This is a genomic window from Sulfitobacter sp. R86518 (assembly GCF_042466275.1).
Lineage (GTDB): Bacteria > Pseudomonadota > Alphaproteobacteria > Rhodobacterales > Rhodobacteraceae > Sulfitobacter > Sulfitobacter pontiacus.
This window is the reverse complement of sequence record NZ_JAXHCA010000005.1, coordinates 2,067,785-2,092,016: the sequence shown is the minus strand read 5'-3', so window position 1 is coordinate 2,092,016 and position 24,232 is coordinate 2,067,785. Positions and strand designations below refer to the sequence as shown.

Below are 24,232 nucleotides of genomic sequence, written 5' to 3'. Positions count from 1 at the left end.
TGGGGGGCCGAAAACTTGGCGTAGCAGCCCCAGCTTTCGCCCCGCGTCGTATGGACATCGCCGGTTTGGCGCTTAAGGTCGGGCGCAACACCAAGATGATGATCAAAGGATGCCGCCAGATGGAAAAGTTCGGGAAAAGCCAACCGGTCAAACGGGTCGAGGATGTGCGGTTTCTGACCGGCGAGGGGCGCTATGTGGATGACATCGCCCCAACCGACGCGCTGCATGCCTATTTCTTCCGCTCGCCCGTCGCACATGGGGTGATCACGACGCTGGATGTCACAGATGCGGCCGAGGCAGAAGGGCGTGCATGCGGTGCTCACGATCGAGGATCTGGAAGCGGCGGGGATGGATATCTCTATGGCGGCGACCGTGTTGCAGAACCGCGATGGCACGGAAGGGGCCAAACCCTTGCGTCCGATGCTTGCCAAGGGGCGCGTGCGCTTCGTGGGGGAGCCCGTCGCGGTGGTGATTGCCGAGACATTGAACCAGGCGCGCGACGCGGCGGAGCTGATCGCATTCGACGTTGACGATCTGCCCACCCATATGACGTTGGAACGGGGCGGAGAGACGCTGCACCCCGAAGCGCCGGATAACATGGCTTTCGACTGGGGCATGGGCGACGAGGCGGCGACGCAAAAGGCATTTGATGCCGCAGCGAAAACCGTCAGTCTGAACGTGGGCGACAACCGTATCATCGTCAACGCGATGGAGCCGCGCGGCTGCTATGCGGAATGGAACGACGGCAAGGTGCATCTTGCGAACAACGGGCAGGGCGTCTGGGTGCACAAGGGCAACCTCAAGCGCGTTTTCGGGCTGGATGATGACCACGTGCAGGTCACAAATCCCGACACAGGCGGCGGTTTCGGCATGAAGGCGGCCGCCTATCCCGAATATTTCTCGGTCGCGCAGGCGGCGCGGGCCCTGGGGCGTCCGGTGCGCTGGATGTCGGACCGGACCGAAGCCATGCTCAGCGACAATGGCGGGCGCGATCTGACGTCGCTTGCGGAATTCGCCTTTGACGAAAACAACAAGATCACGGCCTACCGCGTCCGCACCAAATGCAACCTCGGGGCCTATAACAGCCAGTTCGGCCAGCCCATTCAGGCGCTGCTGTTCAGCAAGGTCTTGATGGGTGTCTATGATGTGCAGACCACATGGCTGCAGGTCGAAGGCTACTACACCAACACGGTGCAGACCGATGCCTATCGTGGTGCCGGCCGACCCGAGGCGATCTATGTGCTGGAGCGCTTGATGGACCGCGCCGCGCGCGAGTTGGGCGTCGACCCGTGGGAACTGCGCCGGATCAACTTTATCAAGCCCGAGCAGTTTCCCTATACCTCTGCCACGGGCGAGCATTACGATGTGGGCGAATTCAACCGCTTGCTGACCCGCATCGCCGTCGAAGCGGATCATGATGGCTTTGCAGCGCGCAAGGCGGCGGATGCGGCCAAGGGGCTGCTGCGCGGGCAGGGGCTTTGCTATTACATCGAAAGCATCCTTGGCGATCCGGCAGAGGGGGCCAAGGTCGCGTTCAACGAAGACGGCACCGTGTTCATCTATGTTGGCACTCAATCGAACGGGCAGGGGCATGAAACCGTCTATGCGCAATTCCTGTCGGATCAGACCGGGATCCCGGCTGAATTGATCCATGTCATTCAAGGCGATAGCGATCTGATCAAACAGGGCGGCGGGACCGGCGGCTCGCGCTCTGTCACCACGCAAAGCACGGCAACGCTGGCGACGGTGGCCAAGATGACCGAAGCTTTCACCGCCTTTCTGTCTGACGAAATGGGCGTGCCTGCGGCGCAGATCAGCTTTGACGACGAACGCTTCCGCGCGGACGGGTCGAACATGACCCCCAACATGCTGGAAGTCGCCGAGATGGCCCGCCAGAAAGGCCGCGACGATCTGCTGGTACACCACGAACGGGCGACTTTGCCGGGGCGCAGCTATCCCAACGGGGCGCATGTGTCCGAGGTGGTGATCGACCCCGAAACAGGCGTTGTGACCGTCGACCGCTATACGGTGGTGGATGATTTCGGCAATCTGATAAACCCGATGCTGGCCGAAGGTCAGGTGCATGGCGGGGTGGTGCAGGGCATCGGCCAAGCTATTCAGGAGCATGTGGTCTATGACGAAGACGGCCAGCTGCTGACGGCCTCATTCATGGATTACGCGATCCCGCGCGCGGCGGATGTGCCGTTCGTGTCTTTCAACTCCGAACCCGTGCCATCTACGGCGAACCTGATGGGGATGAAGGGCTGTGGCGAGGCGGGTACCGTGGGCGCACTGGCGGCCGTGTCGAACGCGGTACAGGATGCCCTGTGGGAGCGTGGCGTGCGTCAGGCCGACATGCCGTTCACACCTCATAAAGTCTGGGCCTTGCTGAACGACAGCGCCATCGCGGCAGAGTGAGCTTGGCATTCCTCGGGGCGCATCACCCGCCCCGAGGCAGTGCTTTAGCCCGTGATCTTCATCACGATGCAGGTGGTTGAACCGGTGGCATACAGCTTGCCATCCTCGACCCCGCGAATTTCGCCATGTGCGACACCGGTAGAACGACCCACGTGATCGGTCGTGCCGATGCAGTCGATCTGCATGCCCAAGGGGATCGAACGCAAGATGTTAATCTTGTATTCTAGGGTCGTATAAACCGACCCGCGCGGGACTTTGGTCATCACGGCGCAGGCCATCGCGGAATCGAGCAAGGTGCCGTACCAGCCCCCATGCACGGTCCCCATCGGGTTGGTCACGTTGAACTCGGGCGTGCCGCGAAATACCGCGCGGCCCTCGGACACGTCATGCAGCGCATAGCCCAAGGTGCCGCCAATGGGCGGGCCGGGGTTGGTGCCGTCCAGAATCTTTTGCATGAATTCCAACCCGCTGAGAGAGAGCGCTTCGGATTGGCTCAGCAAATCTTCGGGTGTTTCGGCGAGGCGTGGCATAAAAAATCTCCGGCAGTTGAATGCCGGAGAAGACTGTTCTGTTCTTGACCCAAGGGCAAGTTGTGCGGTGGTTTTACGCCACGTCGGACAGCGATGTTTGCGCCGTCACCCCAAGGGCACGACAGACAGCGCGGGTCAGCTCGGGCCGGTTGAGCGTGTAGAAGTGCAGGTTCTCGACACCTTCCGACACCAGCTCGCTGCACATTTCGGTGCAGAGCGCGGTGGACAGCAGATCGTGGCGGTCATCGCGGATCGCGGCGGCATAGGCTTCGTCCAGTGCTGCAGGCACGCTGGCCCCGCAGCGGGTGGCAAAGTTGCGCGCCGACTTCCAGTTTGTCACCGGCATGATGCCCGGGGTGATCGTCTTGGTGATCCCCGCCGCGGCACAGGCGTCACGGAAGCGCAGGAATGTTTCGGTCTCGAAGAAGAACTGGGTGATCGCCTCGTCCGCGCCAGCGTCGAATTTGCGTTTCAGCCATTCGACGTTCTGCGCCTGATCATGGGATTCAGGGTGCGGTTCGGGGTAGGCCCCGACGCGCAGTGTGAACTTGCCGGTCTTTGCCAGCGCCTCGATCAGCTCGACACTGTCGGCAAAGCCGTCCGCGTGGGGCGTAAAGGTCGGCGCACCGTTTTCGGGATCCCCGCGCAGGGCGACAATATCGGTCACCCCGATCTCGGCAAAGCTGTCGGCGACCTCAAGCGTTTCGGCCTTGCTGGCCCCCACGCAGGTCAGATGCGCGGCAACGGGCAGGCCAGAGGTGCGGCGCAGCACATGCGCAGAATCATGGGTCAGGTCGCGGGTAGACCCGCCCGCACCGTAGGTCACGGAAAAGAAACGTGGGGCCAGCGGTGCCAGGGCCTGCGCCGTGTCCCAAAGACGGAACGACGCGTCCACGGATTTGGGCGGGAAGACTTCGAATGAAACGGCGGGACTGGTCATTTTTACGATCCTGTTTTTAACTTTCGTCTCTTGTCGCACAGATGCGGTTGTGAAACAAACTCATAACTTTCATTTTCAACATGAGGAACGCCTCATATGCATATCGAGTTCCGTCACCTGCGCACCATTCAGGCGATTCACGAAGCAGGCGGGCTGGCCCGCGCGGCAGAGACGATGAACATCACCCAATCAGCCCTGTCCCATCAGGTAAAGGGGTTGGAGGATCAGGCTGGCGTGGAACTGTTCGTGCGCCGGTCCAAACCGCTGAAACTGTCGCCCGCAGGCTTGCGGCTGCTCAAGCTGGCGCAGCAGGTCTTGCCGCAGCTTGAAGCAGCGCAGGCCGAATTCATGGGCCTGCGCGCGGGCAGCACAGGGCGTATGCATATCGCGATCGAATGTCACGCCTGTTTCGAATGGCTGTTCCCCGTGCTCGAACAATTCCGCAAAAGCTGGCCCGATGTGGATGTGGATATCCGCCCCGGTCTGGCCTTTGACGCCTTGCCTGCCTTGCTGCGCGAAGAGGTCGATCTGGTGGTGTCTTCCGACCCCGAAGAACTGCCGGGCGTGAAATTCGTCGAGCTGTTTGATTACAAAGCGGTCTTTGTCGCCTCCAGCACGCATCCCTTGGCGCAGAAGCCCTATGTTGAGGCCGCGGATTTCAGGGGCGAGACGCTGATCACCTATCCGGTGGAACGGACCCGTCTGGATGTGTTCAGCCAGCTCTTGATCCCCGCCAAGGTCGAACCGCTGGCGATCCGGCAGGTGGAGCTTACGGCGGTGATCCTGCTGCTGGTCGCGTCGAACAGGGGCGTATCGGTGCTGCCCGATTGGGTCGTGCGCGAGGTGAAATACAGCAATGATTACGTCACCCGTCCGCTGACCGAGAACGGCATCACCCGCAGGCTTTATGCGGCGGTGCGCGAGGATGATCTGGAGAAACCGTTTATGACCAAGCTCTTGGGGTTGGCAGGGGAAGAGGCGCGCAAACTGCAGCGGGCCTGATCGCTGCTGCCCTTAGCGGTGCAGCCGCGGGTCGAGCGCGAAGTCTTCCTGCACCACATCGTCGTAGTGATCGGCTGCCTTTTGGGCGTCAAAGATCAAGTTCCAGCTGTGCCGCGATACCGTTGACGGGATCAGCACAAACAGGTGATCGCGCAGCAGCGCGTCGCCAAACCCCTTTTGCCCCGCACCATGGGCACCGGGCACCAGCCAGTTCGGGTTGGGGACATCCGCGGCTTGCACCATATGCACCGTCGTCGGGTCGATCACACGGCCTGATGTCAGCACGTGATGCGCGGTGTCCAGCGCCTTGAACCCCTTGTGCACCGCAACCTCGAGGATCGCGGTGGCAGGGTCGAGCGCGGTATAGACCGCCCGCACACCGCTGCTGTTCCAGCGTCCACCGACGCGGTAAGCCCCTTCGCCGCTGTGCCATGTGGGCGCATGCTGCCGTTGATCCAGCCGCCAAAAACGCAGCTCGCCCGTCCCAAGCGGCGGGGGCAAAGGGGTCAAGCGTAGACCCCGTACTCCATCCGGGTGAGCGCGTTTTCAACGGCTTCCGCCCCCGCTGCCGACGACAGCAGGTCAATCGGGCGGCGGTTATCAAGGCCGATGGCAGGGGCCAGCATCCATGCTTCTGCGGCGTCCTGATCGCCCAAGACATCCGTCGCCTGTGCCAGCAGCTCGGCAAAGCGCCACGCGCGGCTGCTTTGTTCGGGGGACAGACGGTCCTTGCCCTTGTCGGCTTTCTTGCGCTGAAGCGTGCGCAGGCTCATCCCGATCGCCTTGTTCAGCGCATCGCCAGAGGACAACACCGATACGGTATCGACCAGATGCAGCAGCGCTTTCGAGGAGATGCCTTTGACGATCACATCATGCGCATCAAGCGAGTTGCGCACCGTCTGGTTGATCACCTTGCGCCCGCCCAGCAGATGAAAGGCACGCACGGCGTCCTCTGCATCCACGTCGATCAGGGGGATTGCACTGCTGTCGGATTGAAAGGCCGTCGCACCCATGGCTGAACTCCTTTTCGTCATGTGTCGTAAAATATATGACACGTGACGCGGTGTTTTTCAAGGGGGCGGGGGGGGGTCGCATTCATGCGATGAAGGGCAGGGGCGCGCACGCCCCCGCCGGTAGGGTGTTAGCCAACCTTGACGATGGCCTTGCCTTGGTTGCCACCGGTCAACAGGTCCATGAACGCTTGTGGCGCGTTTTCCAGACCCTCGGTAATGTCCTCTTTCACCGCAATGGTGCCGTCGGCGACCTTGGGGGCGACTTCCTTGAGGAACTTGGGGAAGTTGTTCCAGTGGTTCGAGATGATGAAGCCGTTCACGCTGAGGAAGTTCACAAGGATCGTGCGCCAGAGCTTCGGCGCGGTCAGCGCCTCTTCGGCGGCACCGGCACCCAGACCACCGGCGTTATACCAAGCGATCATACCGCAGATCGGGATACGCCCATGCGGGTTCATCATCGGGATCACGGCTTCAAGCACTTTGCCACCGACGTTTTCAAAATAGATGTCGATCCCCTTGGGGCAGGCGTCTTTCAACGCAGCGCGCAGCGATTTTGCGTCGTCATAGGCGCGGTGGTCGATGCATTCGTCAAAGCCAAAGTGTTCCTTGGCCATGGCGCATTTGTCCGCGCCGCCTGCAATGCCCACGACGCGCAGCCCGTGCGACTTGGCGATCTGGCCGACCATCGACCCGACCGGACCCGTTGCCGCCGCGACGACGAGTGTTTCACCCTCCTTCGGGCGACCATATTCCATCAAACCTTGCCAGCCGGTAAATCCGGGCATGCCCAGAACACCAAGCGACGTGGTGATCGACACCTGATCCGGATCGACCTTGCGCAGTTGGTTCGCAGGCAGCACGCCATGTGTGGCCCAGCCCAGCATCCCGAACGCATGATCGCCGGGTTTGAAGTCGGGGCTGTTGGAGGCGATGACCTCCCCGACCGAACCGCCCTCCATCGTGCCGCCGACAGGCACCGGGGCCGCATAGGATTTCGCGTCGTCCATGCGGCCACGCATATAGGGGTCAAGCGACATGTATTTCACACGGACCAGCACTTCGCCGTCGCCGGGGGTGGGCACGGGCCCTTCTTCAAGGCGGAAGTTATCGGCGGTCGGGGCCCCGTCAGGGCGCGACGCAAGCACAATTCGTTTCATCTGGTCGGACATTTTGCTTTCCTCCTTAGCAATGTTTCTGGCACGTTATATGGAAATCGAAGGCAAGCAAGGCAACCGCGCGCGCCACGTTGCGTCAGATGCCGCTGCCCCCTTGGCAAATGCGGCATGGGGGCTTATACGCACGGCCTGATCCATCAAAGGACACGGAAATATGGTTGGCAGTGCAAATCTAAACATCATGATCAAGGCGGCCCGCCGGGCGGGGCGCGGGTTGGTCAAGGATTTCCGTGAGGTCGAGAACCTTCAGGTGTCCATGAAGGGGGCCGGCGACTTTGTCAGCCGCGCCGATATTCAGGCGGAAAAGACGCTCAAGGCCGAGCTGATGGGCGCACGCCCGACCTATGGCTGGCTGGCCGAAGAGGGTGGCGAGGAAGAGGGGCAAGACCCCACACGCCGCTGGATCGTCGATCCGCTGGACGGGACAACAAACTTTTTGCACGGTCTGCCCCACTGGGCGGTCTCCATCGCGCTGGAGCATAAAGGCCAGATCGTTGCGGGCGTCGTCTTTGATCCCGCCAAGGACGAGATGTTCTTTGCCGAAAAAGGCACGGGTGCCTGGATGAACGAAGGCCGTTTGCGCGTCTCGGGCCGTTCGCGGATGATTGAATCGGTTTTTGCCACCGGTCTGCCCTTTGGCGGTCGCGGAGATTTGCCGGACACCCTGCGTGATCTGGGCCGCATCTTGCCGGTTTGCGCCGGTGTGCGTCGCTGGGGCTCTGCCGCGCTGGATCTGGCCTATGTGGCCGCCGGTCGCTATGACGGCTACTGGGAGCGCCGGTTGAACAAATGGGATCTGGCAGCGGGCATGTTGATCGTGCGCGAAGCAGGCGGCATGGTCGAGCCACTGAACCCCGAAGGCAACATCCTGGACGATGGTGAGATCGTCTGCGCCAATGAGGCGTTGTTCAGCGGATTTTCAAAAATCGCACGCGGGTGATCCAGTGGCCGAGGGCGGGATGCCTTCGGCGAGGATTTAAACCATTTGGAAGCGCCCGTCGGCTATTTGTCTGACGGGTGGTTGATCCCGTCGGTGTAGGGGATCGGTTCCTGTGTCCAGGGCGCAGCCCCGTCGATACACCCCAGATTGACGCCGCATTGCGCGGGGTCGGATCGACGCTGGTGGTACATGTAGATGCCACAGATCTTGCAGAAATAATGTTTCGCCGTATGGGTGCCCCAGGTGTAGAGCGTCAGATGCTCGGCCCCTTTGGTCACCTTGAGCGCGCTGGTGAGCGCCGTCACCGCCGGTGCCGCGCGGCGGCGGCAAAAGGAACAGGTGCAGCGTGTGGCAGAGGAGAGCCCCTCCGGCAGGGTGGCGGTCAGGGTGACGCTGCCGCAGTGACAGGTCGCGCTATGGGTGCTGGCGGTCATTTTCGTTTCACTTTCGGGATACGGCTGGCGGAGGTGGGGTAGGTCGCTTGCGGGTGCGGCGGGTGGCCGTCCGTGGCCGACCAGAAGCGCGGCCCGCCCAAGCGCAGCCATAGTGGAATGGTCAGCACCATCCCCACGATAAACCCGCCCGCGTGCGCCCAATAGGCGACACCGCCCACGGTCGGGTCCGCCCCGACGCCACCGATAAACTGCATCCCCAGCCACAAGCCGAGCATGATCCATGCGGGGATCGGGAAGATGCGGAAGAACACGATAAAGATGATCAGGATGTCGACCTTGGCTTTGGGGTAAAGCAACAGATAGCCGCCCATCACCCCCGCAATCGCGCCCGATGCCCCGACTGTCGGGACCGGCGAATAGGGGGCAGAGATCACATGGGCCAGCGCCGACAGCAGCCCGCAGGCGAGATAGAACAGCAGATAGGCGCCGTGGCCCATCTCGTCTTCTATATTGTCGCCAAAGATGTAGAGAAACAGCATGTTACCCGCGAGATGCATCCAGCCGCCATGCAGGAACATCGAGGTGAGGATGCCGGTATAGCCATCCCCCGTGGTGACGCGGCCGGGGATGAGCGCCCAGTCGAAGAAGAAGATATTGAGTGCGCGGTCGTCGCTGAAAAGCCCGACATAGCTGAGGAAAACGCCGATATTCACCGCCATCAGCAGATAGGTGACATAGGGCGTGCGGCCGGACGGGTTGTGATCGCGAATGGGGAACATGGGCTGACCCTTAGCCATTGCGCGGGTGTGGTCAAGGGCGGGCGTCGGAACGCCCGCCCATGTGGCAGATCAGCCGGCAGCTCCCAGCAGCTGCGCATTCCCGCCAGAGGCGGTGGTGTCAACGCAGACATGGCGTTCGGCGCGGACGCGGGCGGTATCTGGAAGCCCGCGCAGCAGCGGGATGATCGGCCCGTCGCGTTCAGACAGGGCTTGGTCCAGTTTGCGCGCGGTCGCCTCGTCACCCCACCAGAGCACACCACCATAGGCTGGCCCATCGGTCAGCGCGGTCGCGTCGATGCTGCCCGACAGCTCCACCGCATTCCCGCCAAGGGCCGTGACCGCGCGGGCTTGCTCGGCTGCGGTGTCCTTGCCCGGCCCCATGCACAAGAGCGCCGGACGCGGCAGGGTGCTGAGCCGGTTGGATTCGCCCGTGGGCCCCGGCAGCGTGATGGTTTCAAGGAAGGCCCCACTGTGGCCGGGCAGCTTGGGCAGGTCTTTCTGCGTGCTGTCCCATGTGTCCTCCACCACCTTGAGGTCAGGCGCGCTGAAACGGGGGAGGTAGTTCGGACCGCCCGCTTTCGGACCTGTACCCGACAGGCCTTCGCCGCCGAAGGGCTGGCTGCCGACAATCGCGCCGATCTGGTTGCGGTTGACGTATATGTTGCCCGCCTCGATCCGTTCAGAGACATGCTGCACCCGGTCATCGATGCGGGTGTGCAGCCCGAAGGTCAGCCCGTAGCCGGTGGCATTGATCGCGTCGATGACCTTGTCGAGCTCGGTCGCCTTGAACGTGGCGATGTGCAGGACGGGGCCGAAAATCTCGCGCTCCAGATCAGCGATCCCGTTCACGCGGATCATGGTCGGCGCGATAAAAGTGCCGACGGTGGGGGCGGTCAGCTCGGCGATGATCCGGCCCTCGGCGCGGGCGGTCTCGATATGCTCGGCGATGCCTTTTTGCGCGGTCTCGTCGATCACGGGGCCCACGTCGGTCGAGATGTCCCAAGGGTTGCCCATGACCAGCGCGTCCATCGCGCCTTCGAGCATCTCGATCACATCTTCGGCGATGTCTTCCTGAATATAGAGACAGCGCAGGGCAGAGCAGCGTTGCCCGGCAGATTGGAACGCGCTTTCGACAACCGATTGCACGGCCTGTTCGGGCAGGGCGGTGCTGTCGACGATCATGGCGTTCAGCCCCCCCGTTTCCGCGATCAGAATTGCACCGGGGTCACAATGTTCAGCCATCGCGGACCGGATGCGCAGCGCTGTGGCGGTAGATCCGGTGAAGGCCACACCGTTGATCCGTTTGTCCGAGGTCAGCGCCGCGCCGACCTCGCCACCGCCGGGCAGCAGTTGCAAGGCGTGACGGGGCACGCCGGCATCATGCAGCAAGGTCACGGCAAGGAAAGCGATCAGCGGGGTCTGTTCCGCCGGCTTGGCCAGCACCGCATTACCCGCAGCCAGTGCCGCGCTGACCTGCCCGCAGAAAATCGCCAGCGGGAAGTTCCACGGCGAGATGCAGGTGAAAATGCCGGCGGGGGGCGTGTTGGTCGCCTGCTGTGCGTAGTAGCGCAGGAAGTCCACCGCCTCGCGCAGTTCTGCCACGCAGTCGGGCAGGCCTTTGCCGGCCTCGCGCGACAGCAGGGCGAAAATCTCGCCGTAGTGCGATTCCAGCATATCGGCTGCGCGCAACAGGACCTCGCGGCGTTCCTCTAGCGGGGCGTCCCAGACGGCGGCATTGTCCAACGCTTTGGCGACATCAGCCTCGGACGCATTGCGCACGGTGCCGGGGCTGCGGCCAGAGGCAGCAGGGTTCATCAGGCGTGCCGATTTCTTGGGCTTTGCCTCGCCGTTCAACAGGGGCACGGCGGCCCAACGGTGGGCTTTCCACGGCGCGCGGGCGGATTCGATCACGTCTAGCGTCGGCGTATGCATCAGATCAAACCCCATCGAGTTCACGCGCGCAGGGGCATAGAGCTCGGGCCCGGTGGGGATGTGCAAACCGCTTTCCGCAAGGCTGTCGAAGGGGTCGGCAGCAACGACCTCGGGGGCGACGTCTTCGTCGACGATCTGGTTCACAAAGCTTGAGTTCGCGCCATTTTCCAGCAGGCGTCGCACAAGATAGGCCAGCAGATCGGCATGTGCGCCGACGGGGGCGTAGACGCGACAATGGGTGCCGTGCTTGTCCATCACGATGTTATGAAGGGTTTCGCCCATGCCGTGCAGACGTTGGAATTCGAACTTCTCTTTATCCTCGGCCATATGCAGTACGGCGGCGACCGTATGCGCGTTATGGGTGGCGAACTGCGGATAGATCCGGTCGGTCATGTTCAGCAGTTTGCGGGCGTTGGCGATATAGGACACATCGGTCGCGGCTTTTTGGGTGAAGACGGGGAAACCTTCGACACCTTTGACCTGTGCGCGTTTGATCTCGGTGTCCCAGTAGGCACCTTTCACCAAGCGGACCATCAGTTTGCGGTCGTGGCGGATCGCCATGTCATACAGCGCATCGATCACCACACCAGCGCGGGGGCCATAGGCCTGCACCACGATGCCGAAACCGTCCCAACCCGACAGCGCAGGTTCGGAGAGCACTTTTTCGATCACATCCAGCGACAGGCCCAGACGGTCGGCTTCCTCGGCGTCGACGTTCAGCCCCATGCCAGCGGATTTCGCCAGCAAGGCAAGAGCCCTCAGACGCGGCACCAGATCACGCATGACGGATGCTTCTTGCGCGACCTCATAGCGCGGATGCAGGGCCGACAGCTTGACCGAGATGCCGGGGTTCTTGCGGCTGTCCTTGTGCACGCAGGCCGTCGCGATGGCAGAGATCGCGCGGCTGTAGCTCAGGTGATAGCGTTTGGCGTCGCTTTCGGTGCGCGCGGCTTCGCCCAGCATGTCATAGCTATAGGTATAGCCCTTCTTCTCCATGCCCTTGGCGCGTTCCATCGCGGCGTTGATGTTCTCGCCCAGAACAAACTGGCGGCCCATTTCCTTCATCGCACGGCTGACGGCGGTGCGGATCACCGGTTCGCCCAGACGTTTGATGGCTGCGCGCAGGTGGCGCACGGGGCCGGGTTGGTCATCGTCCAGCACGCGACCGGTCAGCATCAGGGCCCAAGTCGATGCATTCACCAGCGGCGAGGTGGAGTGCCCCATATGGCGGCCCCAGTCAGAAGGGCGCGATCTTGTCCTCGATCAGCGCGTCGATGGTCTCGGCGTCGGGCACACGCAGCAGCGCTTCGGCAAGGCACATCAGCGCGACACCTTCGTCGGTGGACAGACCGTATTCGGCCAGAAACACTTCCATGATACCGGGGGAGGTATGGCCGCGGATATCGCGCACGATCTGTGCCGCGTCTTGCGTGATCTTGACCCGTTCCTCTGGCGACAGGTGCGCATTGCGCACCAGTTCACGCAAGACGTTGTCCTGGTCGGTGTAGGTGCCTGCGTCAATCTGGTGGCGCAAAATAGGGGAAGAATCGCGTGCCATGAGGTACTCCAACTGATAATTGCGCTAGAATAGCTCGGGAATAGTAGTATTAGTTCCTGATTCCGGCCAGTTTGGTGGGTAAACCGCTTTATTATTGGGCCTCTTGCGTGACAAACGACGACTTTAAAATGGACCGCTTCGATGCGGCGATTCTGACGGTACTGGCCGAAGACGGGCGCATCAGCATCACTGACCTCGCTAAACGGATCGGGCTGTCCAAATCCCCCACCCAAGCGCGGCTGCGGCGGCTTGAGGATAGCGGCGTCATTCTGGGCTATCGCGCCCTGCTGGACCCGATCCGTCTGGGGCTGGATCACGTGGCTTTCGTAGAGGTCCGTTTGGAAGACACCCGCGAGGTCGCCCTGCGCGCCTTTAACGAGGCCGTGTCCCGTGTGCCTGAAATTGAACAGGCCCATATGATCGCAGGGAACTTTGATTACCTGCTTAAGGTGCGCACCCGTGACATGGCCGCCTACCGTCGTTTTCTGGGCGAAACGGTGACCACGCTGCCCTATGTCGCCAACACCTCTACCTATGTGGCGATGGAAGCGGTCAAGGAAATCATGCTCGCGGACATGGCGTAAGCCGCGAAGGCGCACGGGGCCAATCGCGATTTTGATGCCGGCTGCCCTGCATCTGACCATTTACACCGCCCGCAACCTAGCTATTGTGCGCGGCACTGCGGGCGTGATGGAATGGTAGACATACCAGACTTAAAATCTGTTGGGCCTTGTGCCCGTGTGGGTTCGAGTCCCACCGCCCGCACCACTCATCCCTCCACTTAAATCCAGTCTCCGAAAAGCGTGACAGGCCGGTTATCATGGCATTGTCGTTGCTCTTGGCTGTGCATATGGTAGCGGATGCGAAACAAATGGGGGATATCGGGTGGACGACGAAACGAACATGCGCGCGATCATTCAGGATCATGAGGCCTATCTTGCCGGTGCGCATGATTTCCAGTCAGATATCGAAATGCTCGCGGCAAGCGAAACTGTGGGGACGTTGCTGGAAACGGTAATGCTGGCGACGGATATGCGCTTTGCTGCTGTGGCGCGGGTGACGACCGATCGCTGGGTCGCCTGTCGCACGGTGGACGAAGTGAACTTTGGCTTGTCCGAAGGTGACGAGATCGGGATCGACCAGACCTTCTGCCAATCGGTGCGCGAGACCTCCGAGAAGGTGATGTTCAACGATGTCGCCACGGATGATGTCTATCGCAACCATCCGATTGCCGCGCAATTCGGCATCGTCAGCTATGCCTCCATCCCGATCTTCCGCAGCAACGGGTCGTTCTTTGGCACCCTCTGCGCGATTGATACCGAACCGCGCGACGTCAAACACCCCCGCGTTGTGGCCATGCTCGAGATGTTTGCCGATATCATCGGGCGCAGTCTGGAGACCGAAGAGCGGCTTGAGGCGCAGGAGCGATTGGTAGAGCACGAACGCCAGATGGCCGCCGTGCAAGAGGAGTTCGTCGCCGTCTTGGGTCACGACCTGCGCAATTCGGTCGCCGCGCTGAACGCGGGTGTGCGCCAGCTCGACAAGGAGCCGCTGTCAGACAAGGCGCGGAAAATTCTGCCGCTGATGGGGACCTCTATCCACCGGATGAGCGAGCTTATCGACAATATCATGCTGCACGCAAAATCGCGGTTGGGCGGCGGTATCCGCATCTCGGCCACGCCGGACGCGGGGTTGGAAGACGCGTTGAACCACGTGGTCGAAGAGGTGCGCGCCGCAGCACCCGATCACAAGATCACCGTCGATCTGGACTTTGACCGCCCCGTGAGCTGCGATGCCGCGCGCGTGGCGCAGGCGGTGTCGAATCTGCTATCGAACGCCGTGCGCTATGCCGATGACGGCAGCGAGGTCACGGTGCGGGGGCGCGTCAGCGAGGCGGAGGCCGTGATTTCCGTTGCCAACCGCGGCACGCCAATCCCCGAAAGCCTGAAGCAAAAGCTGTTCCAACCCTACCAACGTGGCGACCAGACCAAGGGCGAGGGGCTGGGGCTTGGCCTGCATATCGCATCTTCCATCGCGGTGGCGCATAGCGGTCAGATCGACGTGACCTGCGATGACGGTCTTACCACATTTGCGTTCCGTTTACCGTTGCTGGCTGCCTGAACGCCGTTCAGGGTTCTCTGGTGGGACTAAATCAAAGGCCAGCGCGGTGCGCTGGCCTTTGATCGTTTTCGGAGTGGTCAGACGGCGGAGCCTTGGCAGATCAGCTGCGCCCGCCTGCGAATTTTTCGGCCCATTCGTCGCGCTGGTCGTCGGTGATTTTCGCGAACAGCACCTCTGGCACCTCGAAGGTGTGACCGGGGGCCAGTTGGGCCAAGGCGGCTGGCACATCATCCGGCCATGCGGCATTTTCAACCTTCATACTGTCAAGCATGCTGGCGGCGGCCGTCGGGATGAATGGCGCAGACAAGACCGCGTAAAGCGGGATCAGGTTCAGCGCCAGACGCACCTGCGCCGCGGCTTTGTCGGGGTCTGTCTTGAAGGTGGTCCAAGGGGCCTGTGCTTGCAGGTATTCGTTCCCCGCTGCCCAGATCGCACGCAGTTCGGCGGCGGATTTGCGGACTTCCATCGCCTCCATCGCGGTTTGATAGCGGGCTACCCGCTCGGTCAGATCCGCGATCAGCGCGTGTTCTTCAGGCCCGTATTCGCCCGCCGCTGGCACGTCTTCGCTGAATTTCGAGCGGCAAAATTTGGTGATGCGGCTGATAAAGTTGCCCAAGACATCCGCCAGATCCTTGTTCACGGAGGACTGGAAATTCTCCCACGTGAACTCCGCATCCGAGGTTTCAGGCGCATGGGACAGTAGCCACCAGCGCCAGTAGTCCGCTGGCAGGATTTCCAGCGCCTGATCCATGAACACCCCGCGCCCGCGCGAGGTCGAGAACTGGCCGCCGTCATAGTTGAGGTAGTTGAACGATTTGATGTAATCGACCAACTTCCACGGCTCTTGCGAACCCATGATCGTTGCAGGGAAGCTGAGCGTGTGGAACGGGACGTTGTCCTTGCCCATGAACTGGGTATAGCGCACGTCGTCGGCGCCTTTGTCGGTGCGCCACCAGCTTTCCCAGTCCGATCCCTTGCCCGCATCGACCCATTCCTGCGCGCAGGCGATGTATTCGATGGGGGCGTCGAACCAGACATAGAAGACCTTGCCCTCCATCCCCGGCCAATCGGCGTCGCCGCGTTTGACAGGCACACCCCAGTCCAGATCGCGCGTGATACCACGGTCCTGCAGCCCGTCACCGTCATGCAGCCATTTCTTCGCGATAGAGGTGGTCAGCACGGGCCAGTCGGCCTTGCTGTTGATCCATTCGTCCAGCTTGTCCTTCATCTGCGATTGACGCAGGAACAGATGCTTGGTGGCGCGCATCTCGAGGTCGGTAGCACCGGAAACGGTCGATCGCGGGTTGATCAGGTCTTCGGGGTCTAGCTGTTTGGTGCAGTTGTCACATTGGTCGCCGCGGGCATCCTCGAACCCGCAGTTGGGGCAGGTGCCTTCGACATAGCGGTCGGGCAGGAACCGCCCGTCGGTCTCGGAATAGATCTGGCGCTGTTCGACTTCCTCGATCAGGCCCTGATCATAAAGCGCTGCGGCAAAATGTTGGGTCAGCGCCTTGTTCTGCGCACTGGAGGACCGGCCAAAGTGATCGAAGGACAGGCCAAACCCTTCCGCGATGCGGGCCTGAACCTCGTGCATCTCGGCGCAGTATTCCGCCACCGGTTTACCTGCTTTGGCAGCAGCCAGTTCAGCGGGCGTGCCATGTTCATCCGTCGCGCAGAGAAACAAGACCTCCTGGCCACGCCCGCGCTGATAGCGGGCGTATAGATCGGCGGGCAGCTGGCTGCCCACAAGGTTGCCCAGATGTTTGATCCCGTTGATGTACGGAATGGCGGAGGTGATAAGGTGGCGCGTCATGACTTGGACCCCGAAACTGCTTTTGCACGTCTCTAGCGCAGCGGCGGGGCAAGGGCTAGGGGGCGTCGCGTTCGCGGCTGCGGCGCATCAGGCGGCCGATGGTAAAGGATGTGCGCGGTGCATAGACATAGGGGGTGCGTTTTGTAGCCGTAGGGCGGGCGCGCATCCGCGTCAGCCCAAAAAGCACCAGCACCCCGTGCCCGACCGAGATCATGGTAAACAGCGCCGCGGGGCCAAAGCCTTCGATCAGCACCGAGGCGATGTAGGGCGCAAAGATCGCACCGACCGCGAACCAGAACATCAGCGCCGCCGAAAGCTCTACCCGTTCCGAGCTGCTGGCAAAGTCATGGGCGTGGGACGCCGCGACGGAATAGATCGGAAAGGTCGTGAGGCCAAAGAAGGTCGCGGCAAGGAAGATCGCCTGCGTGCCCATGCCCGCCGACATCACGGTGACCGCACAGCTAAGCATTGATGCAGCCGACAGCCAGATCAGCACCCAGCGGCGGTCGAATTTATCGGCCAGCCAGCCCACGGGGAACTGCGCCAAAGCGCCTCCCAGCACGAAAGCCGACAGGAACCACGCGATCTGACCGGCGGTCAGCCCGACCTCTTGCCCATAGATCGGCCCGACCATCCGGAAGGACGCGCTGGACAGGGCCGCGACCACCACGGCGGCGACGGCCAGCGGGGATCGATCAATCGCGAGCTTGGGGCGCAGCCGCCCTTTTTCGGGGGTTTCGGGTTGGGGCAGGCGGGTCAGCACCAGCGGGATCAGCGCGGCACAGCACAGGATCGCCAACAAATTGTAGGACACATAGGACGCAGGCGCGAGCACGCCAATGATCATCTGCGCTGCCAATGACCCGCTGGTATCCACTACACGGTAGGCCCCCATGGTGCGGCCCCGCGTCTCGTTCGTGACCTTGGCCTGCAACCATGCTTCGACCACCGTATAGCATCCGGCGACGCAGAACCCGGACGCGACCCGCATGAGCGCCCAGGCATAGGGGTCCAGCACCATCATATGCGACAGCAGCCCGATCGCGCCCGCAGCGGTAAAGGCGGCGAAGGCGCGGCTGTGCCCGACAGTGCCCAAAAGGCGCGGCGCGCCCCAGCAGCCCAGAAAAAAGCCGACGAAATGCGCCGAGCCCAAAAGGCCGATCTGCTGGTTGGTGAACCCCAGTTGCGTGCCCGACAGCACGTCCAACGGCCCCACACCGCCTGACGACAGTTGCAGCAGAATGACGGAAAGAAACAGGGCGGCGAAGGAAATGAGAAGGCGCATATCGTGGTACTCTGTGCCCATTTTCGGGCAAGACCAATGGTCAAAGCGACAGTCACGCGAAAATTTTCACCCTTCGGCTTTTGCACGGCACGGCTGCCCGGAAAATGCGCTTGCGGTGACGTGGCGGAACAGAAAGGGTAGGCGCAAATCTAAACGAGGAATTCCAATGCAAAAGAACACGCTGGGTCACACAGGTATCGAAGTGACTGATTTCTGTCTGGGCTCAATGACTTGGGGCACGCAAAACACCCCCGAGGAAGGCCATGCGCAGATTGAACGCGCCCTTGATGCGGGGATCAACTTTATCGACACTGCCGAGATGTATCCGGTTAACCCGATCAAGGCGGAAACCATTGGCCGCACTGAAGAGATCATCGGTCAGTGGATCGCCAAGACAGGACGGCGCGACGACTTTGTGTTGGCGACGAAGCACTCAGGCGCGGGGGCTCCGGTGCGTGACGGCGCGGGGATTTCACCCGATACGATCCGCAGCACGCTTGAAGGATCGCTGAAGCGGCTCAACACCGATTATGTGGACCTCTACCAGCTCCACTGGCCCAATCGTGGCAGCTACATGTTCCGCAAGAACTGGGAGTATGACCCCTCGTCGCAGAACCGTGCCGAGACGATGGCGCATATGGAAGACTGCCTTGGCGCGCTGCAAGACGAGGTGACCCGCGGCACCATCCGCGCCTTCGGGTTGAGCAACGAAAGCGCTTGGGGGCTGACCCAATGGGTGAATGCCGCCGAACGCACGGGCGGCCCGCGTGCCGTTTCGGTCCAGAACGAATATTCGCTGCTGGCGCGCATCGCTGATACCGACGTGGCCGAGACATGCCACAACGAAGATATCGGGATGCTGTCGTATTCTCCGCTGGCGGCGGGGCTGCTGACCGGCAAATACCAGAATGGCGCGCTGCCCGAAGGATCGCGCATGGCGATCAATGGGGATCTGGGCGGGCGCAAAACGGATCGCGTGTTCGATGCGGTGGACGCCTATCTGCAGATCGCGCAGAAACACGGGCTGGATCCGGTGCAGATGTCCTTGGCCTTCACGCGCCAACGGCCCTTCATGACCTCGGTGATCTTTGGCGCGACCTCGCTTGACCAGCTCGAGGTGATCCTCGGCGGGATCGACTTGCATCTGGATGACGAGGTGATGGCAGATCTGGATGCCGCGCATAAAGCGCATCCGATGCCGTTCTGACCCTTCAAACGCCACGCCGGCCCTGAACCCAAGGAGATTTTGATGCCTCTCACCATGAACAAGGACGTATTCATAACCTGCGCGGTCACGGGGTCGGGGGGCAGTCAGGACCGCAGCCCCCATGTGCCACGGTCGCCCGCACAGATCGCCGACAGCGCGATTGCGGCGGCCAAGGCGGGGGCTGCGGTGGTCCATTGCCACGTACGCGACCCCGAAACAGGCGCGCCGAGCCGTCGGCTTAATCTGTACCGCGAGGTGACGCAGCGCATCCGCGAGGCAGAGGTCGACGTGATCCTGAACCTCACAGCGGGGATGGGCGGCGACATCGTCTTTGGCTCGACCGAGCAGCCACTGCCCCCTGTGGCCGGGACCGATATGATCGGCGCGGCGGAACGGGTGCAGCATATCAAGGAATGCCTGCCCGAGATTTGCACCCTTGATTGCGGCACGATGAACTTTGCCGAAGCCGATTACGTGATGACCAACACCCCCGGTATGCTGACCGCCATGGGCCGGATGATGACCGAGCTTGGCGTGAAGCCCGAGATCGAGGCCTTTGATACGGGCCATCTGTGGTACGCCAAACAGCTGGTCAAGGACGGGGTGCTGGATAGCCCTGCTTTGGTGCAGCTATGCATGGGCGTGCCCTGGGGCGCCCCCGATGATCTGAACACCTTTATGGCGATGGTGAACAACGTGCCGGACGATTGGACCTTCAGCGCCTTCGGGCTGGGGCGTCACCAGATGGCCTATGTCGCCGCCAGCGTTTTGGCGGGGGGCAATGTGCGTGTCGGGCTCGAGGATAACCTCTGGCTCGACAAGGGCGTTCTGGCGGAAAACTGGCAGCTGGTCGAACGCGCCGGAACGATCATCGAGAATATGGGCGCACGGGTCATCGGCCCGGCGCAGGTGCGCGAACAGCTTGGCCTGACCAAACGGGCCGCCGCATGAAGCGCGCGCTGCTGGCTCTGGCGCTGGCGCTTCTGGCCGGATGCGGGGCTCAGGCCCCCGACACCGCGCAGGGCCTGCGGGACAGCAAGGCGCTAATCGGTGCCACCAGCCGCTATGACGCGGCGCGCTTCAAAGGGCCGTGGCTGGTCCGCGACAGCTTTGGCGACGGCGTGGCGCAGGTGGCCTTGGTCGAGACGACGCAGGGCCCCGCGTTCCAGTTGTGCACACAGGTCGGCTGTGGCGACGGGGGGACGCTGTGGCTGGCGCAGCAGCAGGGGCAGGGGCGCTATGCGCTGTCGCGCCCCGATGGCAGCACGCGCACGCTTTGGGTGCTTTGGGTCGACGAAGGGTTCCGCACCGCGGTGGTCGGCAATCCCGCTGGCGACTTTGGCTGGATCCTTGACCGCAGCGCCAGCGGCGGCGCGGACCGGATCGCGGCCGCGCGCGAGATATTGGACTTTAACGGCTATGACACGGACCAGCTGAGGATACGACAATGACCAAAATCGCAGCAATCATCGGCGGTGGTGTAATCGGCGGCGGATGGGCCGCGCGCTTTGCGCTAAATGGCTGGCAGGTACAGGTGTTCGACCCCGACCCGCAGGCCGAACGCAAGATCGCCGAGGTGCTGGCAAACGCCCGCCGCTCCATGCCCGGTCTGACCGATGTCGCCCTACCCGCCGAAGGGGGGCTCCGGTTTTGCACCAGCATCGCCGAGGCGGTGGAGGGGGCCGTGTGGATACAGGAAAGCGTGCCCGAGCGGCTTGAGGTCAAACACAGCACGCTCTCCGAAATTCAGGCCGCCTGTGATGCACAGGCGGTGATCGGATCGTCGACATCGGGGTTCAAACCGTCAGAACTGCGCGCGGGCAGTACGCGCCCCGATCAGATCATGGTCGCCCATCCCTTCAACCCCGTCTACCTGTTGCCGCTGGTCGAGCTGGTCCCGGCCGAGGGGCAGGACGGCCCCCTGGTAGACCGCGCCAAGGAACTGCTGACGGGGCTTGGGATGTACCCGCTGCATCTGCGCAAAGAGATCGACGCCCATGTGGCCGACCGTCTGCTCGAAGCTGTCTGGCGCGAGTCGCTCTGGCTGGTCAAGGACGGCATCGCCACCACGGAAGAAATCGACGACGCCATCCGCTATGGCTTTGGCATCCGGTGGGCGCAGATGGGCCTGTTCGAGACCTATCGCGTTGCCGGTGGCGAAGCGGGGATGAAGCATTTCATGTCGCAGTTCGGTCCGGCATTGAAATGGCCCTGGACCAAGCTGATGGATGTGCCCGATTTTGACGAGACCCTTGTTGATCTGATCGCGGGGCAATCGGACGCACAGTCGGGGGCCTATGGCATCCGCGACCTTGAACGCATCCGCGACAATAATCTGGTCGCGATGATGCGGGCGTTGAAACAGCAGGATTGGGGCGCAGGACGGTTGATGAAACAGCACGAGGCGGCCTTGCGCGCGGGCACCGTGCTTGAGGCGAGAGCGGCGGATATCGACGATCCGTCCCAGCCGGTGCCCACCGTCCATCGTGCCGTGCCGCTGGACTGGACCGATTACAACGGCCACATGACCGAAGCGAAATACCTTCAGGCCTTTGCCGACGCGACCGACCGATTCATGGAGCTGATCGGCTGCGACGCGGCGTATATTGCCTCGGGCGGGAGCTTTTTCACTGCTGAAACCCATATCCGCCACGTGGACGAAGTGCATGCAGGCGCGGTGATCGACATACGCACCCGCGTGCTGCTGGGGGCGGGCAAGAAAATGCACCTTTGGCACGAGATGTACGAAGGCGACCGGCTGCTCGCCACGGGGGAACACTTCTTGCTGCACGTCAGCCTTGAAACCCGCAAACCCTCTGATCCGTCTGCGGAGATCGCGGCGGCGTTGACGCGCTTTGCCCATGCCCATGCGGCCTTGCCGATGCCCGAGGGTGTGGGCCGCTATGTGGCCGCGCCACGGTGATCGGGGTCCGCGCCCATGGCTGACACGCTGCCGGACCTGTGGATCCTCGTGACGCTGGCCGCGGCGGTCTTTCAGACCGGGCGGTTCATGCTGCAAAAATACCTCGCGACCGCGACCCTGTCGGCGGCGGGGGCGACGTTCTCGCGGTTTCTGTATTCCGCGCCCTTTATTCTACTGGGGCTCGCGGCTTATCTGGCGCTCAGCGCGACGCCCCTGCCGGCACTTGGGCCGGGGTTCTGGGCGCATGGGTTGGTCGGAGGCACGGCGCAGATCCTCGCGACGGTCTGTGTGGTGCTACTGTTCAAACAGCGCAACTTTGCCGTGGGCATCACCTTCAAGAAGACCGAGGTCATCCTGACGGTGCTGGTGGGTTGGATCATTCTGGGCGAGGGCGTCAGCGCCACCGGTTTCGCCGCGATTGCCCTTGGCGTGGTAGGGTTGTTGCTGCTGTCCGGCGGGGCAGAGGCCAAGGGGTTTCACCTGCGCGACCTGCGCAATCGCGCGGCGGGGCTGGGGATTGCGTCAGGCGCGCTTTTCGCGGTGTCAGCCGTGTCCTATCGCGGGGCGTCGCTGGCGGTGCAGACCGATCTGCCGGTGCTGCGCGCAGGCGTGACCCTTGCGGCGGTGGTGACGATGCAATCGCTGATCATGGCGGTGTACCTGCGGCTGCGCGAACCGGGGCAGATTCGCGATGTCTGGCGCGCGCGCCGGGTCGCGGTCTGGATCGGGCTGACCTCGATGGGCGGATCGCTGTGCTGGTTCATCGCCTTCACCTTGCAGAACGCAGCCTATGTCAAAGCCCTTGGTCAGGTAGAGCTGATCCTGAGCGTCGCGGCCTCCACCCTGTTCTTCCGCGAGAAAATCAGCCCCCGAGAGGCGGCAGGCATGGCGGTGCTGATCGCGTCGATCCTGATGCTGGTGATGGTCGCCTAGCTTGGCATCGGGCGCCCGCGCAAACGCAGGAACAGGCTTTCTTCGTCGTTATTCTTGAAAAACGGGACCGAGGCGGGCGGGTCAAGCTGCCGCGCGCGGGCCTCGACTTCGGCCAGCACCACCTCGGTGATGAAGGGCATGTCGAATTTGCGCGCGTCCGACAGGGCCACCCATTGCAGATGCGAAAGCTCGTCACAGGCGTCGTCGAAATTGTCCAGATCGGTGGCGATATCCTCGGCATCGACCAGAAAGAAACGCGCATCAAAGCGGCGCGGACGTCCAGGAGGCGTCAGCGCGCGGAAAACAAATTGCAGCGGGGCCGCGTGGGGCAAATAGCCGCGCTGTGCAAAGGTCAGCCAATCGGCAGGGGGCGTGCCCTCCCATGCGCCTTTCTGGCCAAGGATCAGGCCGGTCTCTTCCCAAAGCTCGCGGATCGCGGCTACCACCAGGGCATGTGCAAGGCTGCCATCGGCGTCTTCGGCCAGACGGCTCTGGCAGGTTTCATCCACCATGCTGGCCAGCGGCACCTGCGCATCGCCCAGATCGACCGCGCCGCCCGGAAAGACGAACTTATTGGGCATGAAGGCTGCCGTCGCACCACGCTGCCCCATCAGGATCCGCGGCGCGGTATGCCGGTCGCGGATCACGATCACCGTGGCTGCGTTGCGGATTTTACTTTTGTCGATGGTCATCGCCTTGCCCCATATCCTGTTTTTCTAGCGGGGCTTTTGGGGTGCCGGTCAGCTGGTGCTGCCGAACCCGCCCATGCGCTTTGCCCATTGGAAGCCGATCATGGCTCCTTTCAGTCTGGGCAGAAGGTAGAGGGACAATCCGACGCAGCCAACCGAAAAGATTGTAAACAACGTCAGCGGTTCGGGGCGCCAGACCACAAAGGCGATGTGCAGCCCCGGCGCCAGCAGGTGCCCGACAAGCAGGATCGTCAGATAGGCGGGCCCATCATCGGCGCGGTGGTGGAACAGTTCTTGGCCGCAGACGGTGCAGGTATCATTGACCTTCAGATAGCTTTTCAGCATCGGACCGGCCCCGCAGTTGGGGCATTTACGCCGCCAGCCGCGCAGCAGGGATTTCTTCATGCTGCGTTCATCTGTGTCTACGTGAGGCATATTTACGGTCTGGTCAGTCATCTGGGCTTCCTTGTTCCCATCCTACATGCGGCCAAAACGCCGCGAAATAAAGGGATCTCGGGGCAGTTGCGTCGCCATGTCGCAAAGCCCGCGCAGGGGTGCTCAAAACTTTTTCACATTTTC

At 62.3% G+C, this 24,232-nt stretch carries 20 protein-coding genes, 1 tRNA gene and 2 pseudogenes; 11 read left to right on the top strand and 12 right to left on the bottom strand.

Going from position 1 to position 24,232, the window contains the following annotated elements; genetic code table 11:
• The first annotated feature begins 119 nt into the window (after positions 1–119).
• A pseudogene (locus tag SJY36_RS11100) lies at positions 120–2,418 on the top strand (xanthine dehydrogenase family protein molybdopterin-binding subunit).
• Between the two features lie 44 nt (positions 2,419–2,462).
• Here the strand turns inward: SJY36_RS11100 and SJY36_RS11095 are convergent.
• Together SJY36_RS11095 and metF are read right to left on the bottom strand one after the other, a co-directional pair.
• A complete protein-coding gene (locus tag SJY36_RS11095; protein WP_005849301.1) occupies positions 2,463–2,948 on the bottom strand; it encodes a PaaI family thioesterase in 486 nt (161 codons plus the stop codon).
• A gap of 73 nt (positions 2,949–3,021) precedes the next feature.
• A complete protein-coding gene (metF, locus tag SJY36_RS11090; RefSeq protein WP_005849299.1) occupies positions 3,022–3,888 on the bottom strand; it encodes a methylenetetrahydrofolate reductase [NAD(P)H] in 867 nt (288 codons plus the stop codon).
• Positions 3,889–3,984: 96 nt separating this feature from the next.
• Here metF and SJY36_RS11085 point away from each other — a divergent pair, with 96 nt between their 5' ends.
• Entirely contained in the window at positions 3,985–4,890 is a 906-nt protein-coding gene (locus SJY36_RS11085) for a LysR family transcriptional regulator (RefSeq protein WP_005849298.1), read from the top strand.
• Between the two features lie 12 nt (positions 4,891–4,902).
• Here the strand turns inward: SJY36_RS11085 and SJY36_RS11080 are convergent, their stop codons facing one another.
• The 3 genes from SJY36_RS11080 to SJY36_RS11070 form a co-directional block, all read right to left on the bottom strand.
• Positions 4,903–5,400 carry an RES family NAD+ phosphorylase gene (locus SJY36_RS11080; RefSeq protein ID WP_005849296.1) on the bottom strand — a complete coding sequence of 166 codons (498 nt, stop codon included), beginning with the start codon at positions 5,398–5,400 and terminating at the stop codon, positions 4,903–4,905.
• Positions 5,397–5,903 (bottom strand): antitoxin Xre/MbcA/ParS toxin-binding domain-containing protein, encoded by a 507-nt coding sequence (locus SJY36_RS11075; protein WP_037963804.1) that lies wholly within the window; start codon positions 5,901–5,903, stop codon positions 5,397–5,399. The genes SJY36_RS11080 and SJY36_RS11075 overlap by 4 nt, the downstream gene beginning before the upstream one ends.
• A gap of 128 nt (positions 5,904–6,031) precedes the next feature.
• Positions 6,032–7,072 carry an NADP-dependent oxidoreductase gene (locus SJY36_RS11070; RefSeq protein WP_005849292.1) on the bottom strand — a complete coding sequence of 347 codons (1,041 nt, stop codon included), beginning with the start codon at positions 7,070–7,072 and terminating at the stop codon, positions 6,032–6,034.
• A 160-nt stretch (positions 7,073–7,232) separates the two neighbouring features.
• Here SJY36_RS11070 and SJY36_RS11065 point away from each other — a divergent pair, with 160 nt between their 5' ends.
• Positions 7,233–8,018, top strand: a complete 786-nt coding sequence (locus tag SJY36_RS11065) for an inositol monophosphatase family protein (RefSeq protein ID WP_005849287.1) — start codon at positions 7,233–7,235, stop codon at positions 8,016–8,018.
• Positions 8,019–8,080: 62 nt separating this feature from the next.
• Here SJY36_RS11065 and SJY36_RS11060 read toward each other — a convergent pair whose 3' ends face one another.
• The 3 genes and pseudogenes from SJY36_RS11060 to putA form a co-directional block, all read right to left on the bottom strand.
• Positions 8,081–8,452 (bottom strand): GFA family protein, encoded by a 372-nt coding sequence (locus SJY36_RS11060; protein ID WP_009825079.1) that lies wholly within the window; start codon positions 8,450–8,452, stop codon positions 8,081–8,083.
• The gene (locus SJY36_RS11055) at positions 8,449–9,192 is read right to left on the bottom strand and encodes a rhomboid family intramembrane serine protease (RefSeq protein ID WP_005849284.1); all 744 of its coding nucleotides are present in this window, start codon (positions 9,190–9,192) and stop codon (positions 8,449–8,451) included. Before SJY36_RS11055 ends, SJY36_RS11060 begins: the two co-directional genes overlap by 4 nt.
• A gap of 69 nt (positions 9,193–9,261) precedes the next feature.
• Positions 9,262–12,682, bottom strand: a pseudogene (putA, locus tag SJY36_RS11050) (bifunctional proline dehydrogenase/L-glutamate gamma-semialdehyde dehydrogenase PutA).
• A 128-nt stretch (positions 12,683–12,810) separates the two neighbouring features.
• Here putA and SJY36_RS11045 point away from each other — a divergent pair.
• From SJY36_RS11045 to SJY36_RS11035, 3 genes are all read left to right on the top strand, one after another.
• Positions 12,811–13,266 carry an Lrp/AsnC family transcriptional regulator gene (locus SJY36_RS11045; RefSeq protein WP_005849280.1) on the top strand — a complete coding sequence of 152 codons (456 nt, stop codon included), beginning with the start codon at positions 12,811–12,813 and terminating at the stop codon, positions 13,264–13,266.
• A 97-nt stretch (positions 13,267–13,363) separates the two neighbouring features.
• A tRNA-Leu gene (locus tag SJY36_RS11040) sits at positions 13,364–13,450 on the top strand.
• A gap of 117 nt (positions 13,451–13,567) precedes the next feature.
• Positions 13,568–14,803: an ATP-binding protein gene (locus SJY36_RS11035; RefSeq protein ID WP_386175051.1), complete on the top strand. Its 1,236-nt coding sequence runs from the start codon at positions 13,568–13,570 to the stop codon at positions 14,801–14,803.
• A 100-nt stretch (positions 14,804–14,903) separates the two neighbouring features.
• Here SJY36_RS11035 and metG read toward each other — a convergent pair whose 3' ends face one another.
• On the bottom strand, positions 14,904–16,616 hold the full coding sequence (gene metG, locus SJY36_RS11030; protein ID WP_180827941.1) for a methionine--tRNA ligase: 1,713 nt from the start codon (positions 16,614–16,616) through the stop codon (positions 14,904–14,906).
• A 55-nt stretch (positions 16,617–16,671) separates the two neighbouring features.
• Positions 16,672–17,901, bottom strand: coding sequence for an MFS transporter (locus SJY36_RS11025; RefSeq protein ID WP_005849273.1), 1,230 nt, complete (start codon positions 17,899–17,901; stop codon positions 16,672–16,674).
• A 166-nt stretch (positions 17,902–18,067) separates the two neighbouring features.
• Here SJY36_RS11025 and SJY36_RS11020 point away from each other — a divergent pair, with 166 nt between their 5' ends.
• Genes SJY36_RS11020 through SJY36_RS11000 form a run of 5 tightly spaced genes read left to right on the top strand, consistent with a single transcriptional unit; the run spans position 18,068 to position 22,964 of the window.
• Positions 18,068–19,108: an aldo/keto reductase gene (locus SJY36_RS11020; RefSeq protein ID WP_386175047.1), complete on the top strand. Its 1,041-nt coding sequence runs from the start codon at positions 18,068–18,070 to the stop codon at positions 19,106–19,108.
• A gap of 42 nt (positions 19,109–19,150) precedes the next feature.
• Positions 19,151–20,059: a 3-keto-5-aminohexanoate cleavage protein gene (locus tag SJY36_RS11015; protein WP_386175044.1), complete on the top strand. Its 909-nt coding sequence runs from the start codon at positions 19,151–19,153 to the stop codon at positions 20,057–20,059.
• Complete coding sequence (locus tag SJY36_RS11010) at positions 20,056–20,559, top strand: lipocalin family protein (protein ID WP_386175041.1); 504 nt, start codon at positions 20,056–20,058, stop codon at positions 20,557–20,559. The genes SJY36_RS11015 and SJY36_RS11010 overlap by 4 nt, the downstream gene beginning before the upstream one ends.
• Positions 20,556–22,031 (top strand): carnitine 3-dehydrogenase, encoded by a 1,476-nt coding sequence (locus SJY36_RS11005; RefSeq protein WP_386175039.1) that lies wholly within the window; start codon positions 20,556–20,558, stop codon positions 22,029–22,031. The genes SJY36_RS11010 and SJY36_RS11005 overlap by 4 nt, the downstream gene beginning before the upstream one ends.
• A gap of 15 nt (positions 22,032–22,046) precedes the next feature.
• Positions 22,047–22,964, top strand: coding sequence for an EamA/RhaT family transporter (locus tag SJY36_RS11000; RefSeq protein ID WP_386175036.1), 918 nt, complete (start codon positions 22,047–22,049; stop codon positions 22,962–22,964).
• Here the strand turns inward: SJY36_RS11000 and SJY36_RS10995 are convergent.
• Together SJY36_RS10995 and SJY36_RS10990 are read right to left on the bottom strand one after the other, a co-directional pair.
• Positions 22,961–23,656, bottom strand: coding sequence for a DNA mismatch repair protein MutT (locus SJY36_RS10995; RefSeq protein ID WP_386175033.1), 696 nt, complete (start codon positions 23,654–23,656; stop codon positions 22,961–22,963). The genes SJY36_RS11000 and SJY36_RS10995 overlap by 4 nt on opposite strands.
• Positions 23,657–23,704: 48 nt before the next feature.
• Positions 23,705–24,109, bottom strand: coding sequence for a DUF983 domain-containing protein (locus SJY36_RS10990; RefSeq protein WP_005849256.1), 405 nt, complete (start codon positions 24,107–24,109; stop codon positions 23,705–23,707).
• Positions 24,110–24,232: the final 123 nt, after the last annotated feature.

Excerpts from the sequence above, each read along its gene's own strand:
- SJY36_RS11095 (WP_005849301.1), bottom strand. The coding sequence starts at position 2,948 with ATGCCACGCCTCGCCGAAACACCCGAAGATTTGCTGAGCCAATCCGAA.
- metF (WP_005849299.1), bottom strand. The coding sequence starts at position 3,888 with ATGACCAGTCCCGCCGTTTCATTCGAAGTCTTCCCGCCCAAATCCGTG.
- SJY36_RS11085 (WP_005849298.1), top strand. The coding sequence starts at position 3,985 with ATGCATATCGAGTTCCGTCACCTGCGCACCATTCAGGCGATTCACGAA.
- SJY36_RS11075 (WP_037963804.1), bottom strand. The coding sequence starts at position 5,903 with ATGGGTGCGACGGCCTTTCAATCCGACAGCAGTGCAATCCCCCTGATC.
- SJY36_RS11070 (WP_005849292.1), bottom strand. The coding sequence starts at position 7,072 with ATGTCCGACCAGATGAAACGAATTGTGCTTGCGTCGCGCCCTGACGGG.
- SJY36_RS11065 (WP_005849287.1), top strand. The coding sequence starts at position 7,233 with ATGGTTGGCAGTGCAAATCTAAACATCATGATCAAGGCGGCCCGCCGG.
- SJY36_RS11060 (WP_009825079.1), bottom strand. The coding sequence starts at position 8,452 with ATGACCGCCAGCACCCATAGCGCGACCTGTCACTGCGGCAGCGTCACC.
- SJY36_RS11055 (WP_005849284.1), bottom strand. The coding sequence starts at position 9,192 with ATGTTCCCCATTCGCGATCACAACCCGTCCGGCCGCACGCCCTATGTC.
- SJY36_RS11045 (WP_005849280.1), top strand. The coding sequence starts at position 12,811 with ATGGACCGCTTCGATGCGGCGATTCTGACGGTACTGGCCGAAGACGGG.
- metG (WP_180827941.1), bottom strand. The coding sequence starts at position 16,616 with ATGACGCGCCACCTTATCACCTCCGCCATTCCGTACATCAACGGGATC.
- SJY36_RS11025 (WP_005849273.1), bottom strand. The coding sequence starts at position 17,901 with ATGCGCCTTCTCATTTCCTTCGCCGCCCTGTTTCTTTCCGTCATTCTG.
- SJY36_RS11020 (WP_386175047.1), top strand. The coding sequence starts at position 18,068 with ATGCAAAAGAACACGCTGGGTCACACAGGTATCGAAGTGACTGATTTC.
- SJY36_RS11015 (WP_386175044.1), top strand. The coding sequence starts at position 19,151 with ATGCCTCTCACCATGAACAAGGACGTATTCATAACCTGCGCGGTCACG.
- SJY36_RS11010 (WP_386175041.1), top strand. The coding sequence starts at position 20,056 with ATGAAGCGCGCGCTGCTGGCTCTGGCGCTGGCGCTTCTGGCCGGATGC.
- SJY36_RS11005 (WP_386175039.1), top strand. The coding sequence starts at position 20,556 with ATGACCAAAATCGCAGCAATCATCGGCGGTGGTGTAATCGGCGGCGGA.
- SJY36_RS11000 (WP_386175036.1), top strand. The coding sequence starts at position 22,047 with ATGGCTGACACGCTGCCGGACCTGTGGATCCTCGTGACGCTGGCCGCG.
- SJY36_RS10995 (WP_386175033.1), bottom strand. The coding sequence starts at position 23,656 with ATGACCATCGACAAAAGTAAAATCCGCAACGCAGCCACGGTGATCGTG.
- SJY36_RS10990 (WP_005849256.1), bottom strand. The coding sequence starts at position 24,109 with ATGACTGACCAGACCGTAAATATGCCTCACGTAGACACAGATGAACGC.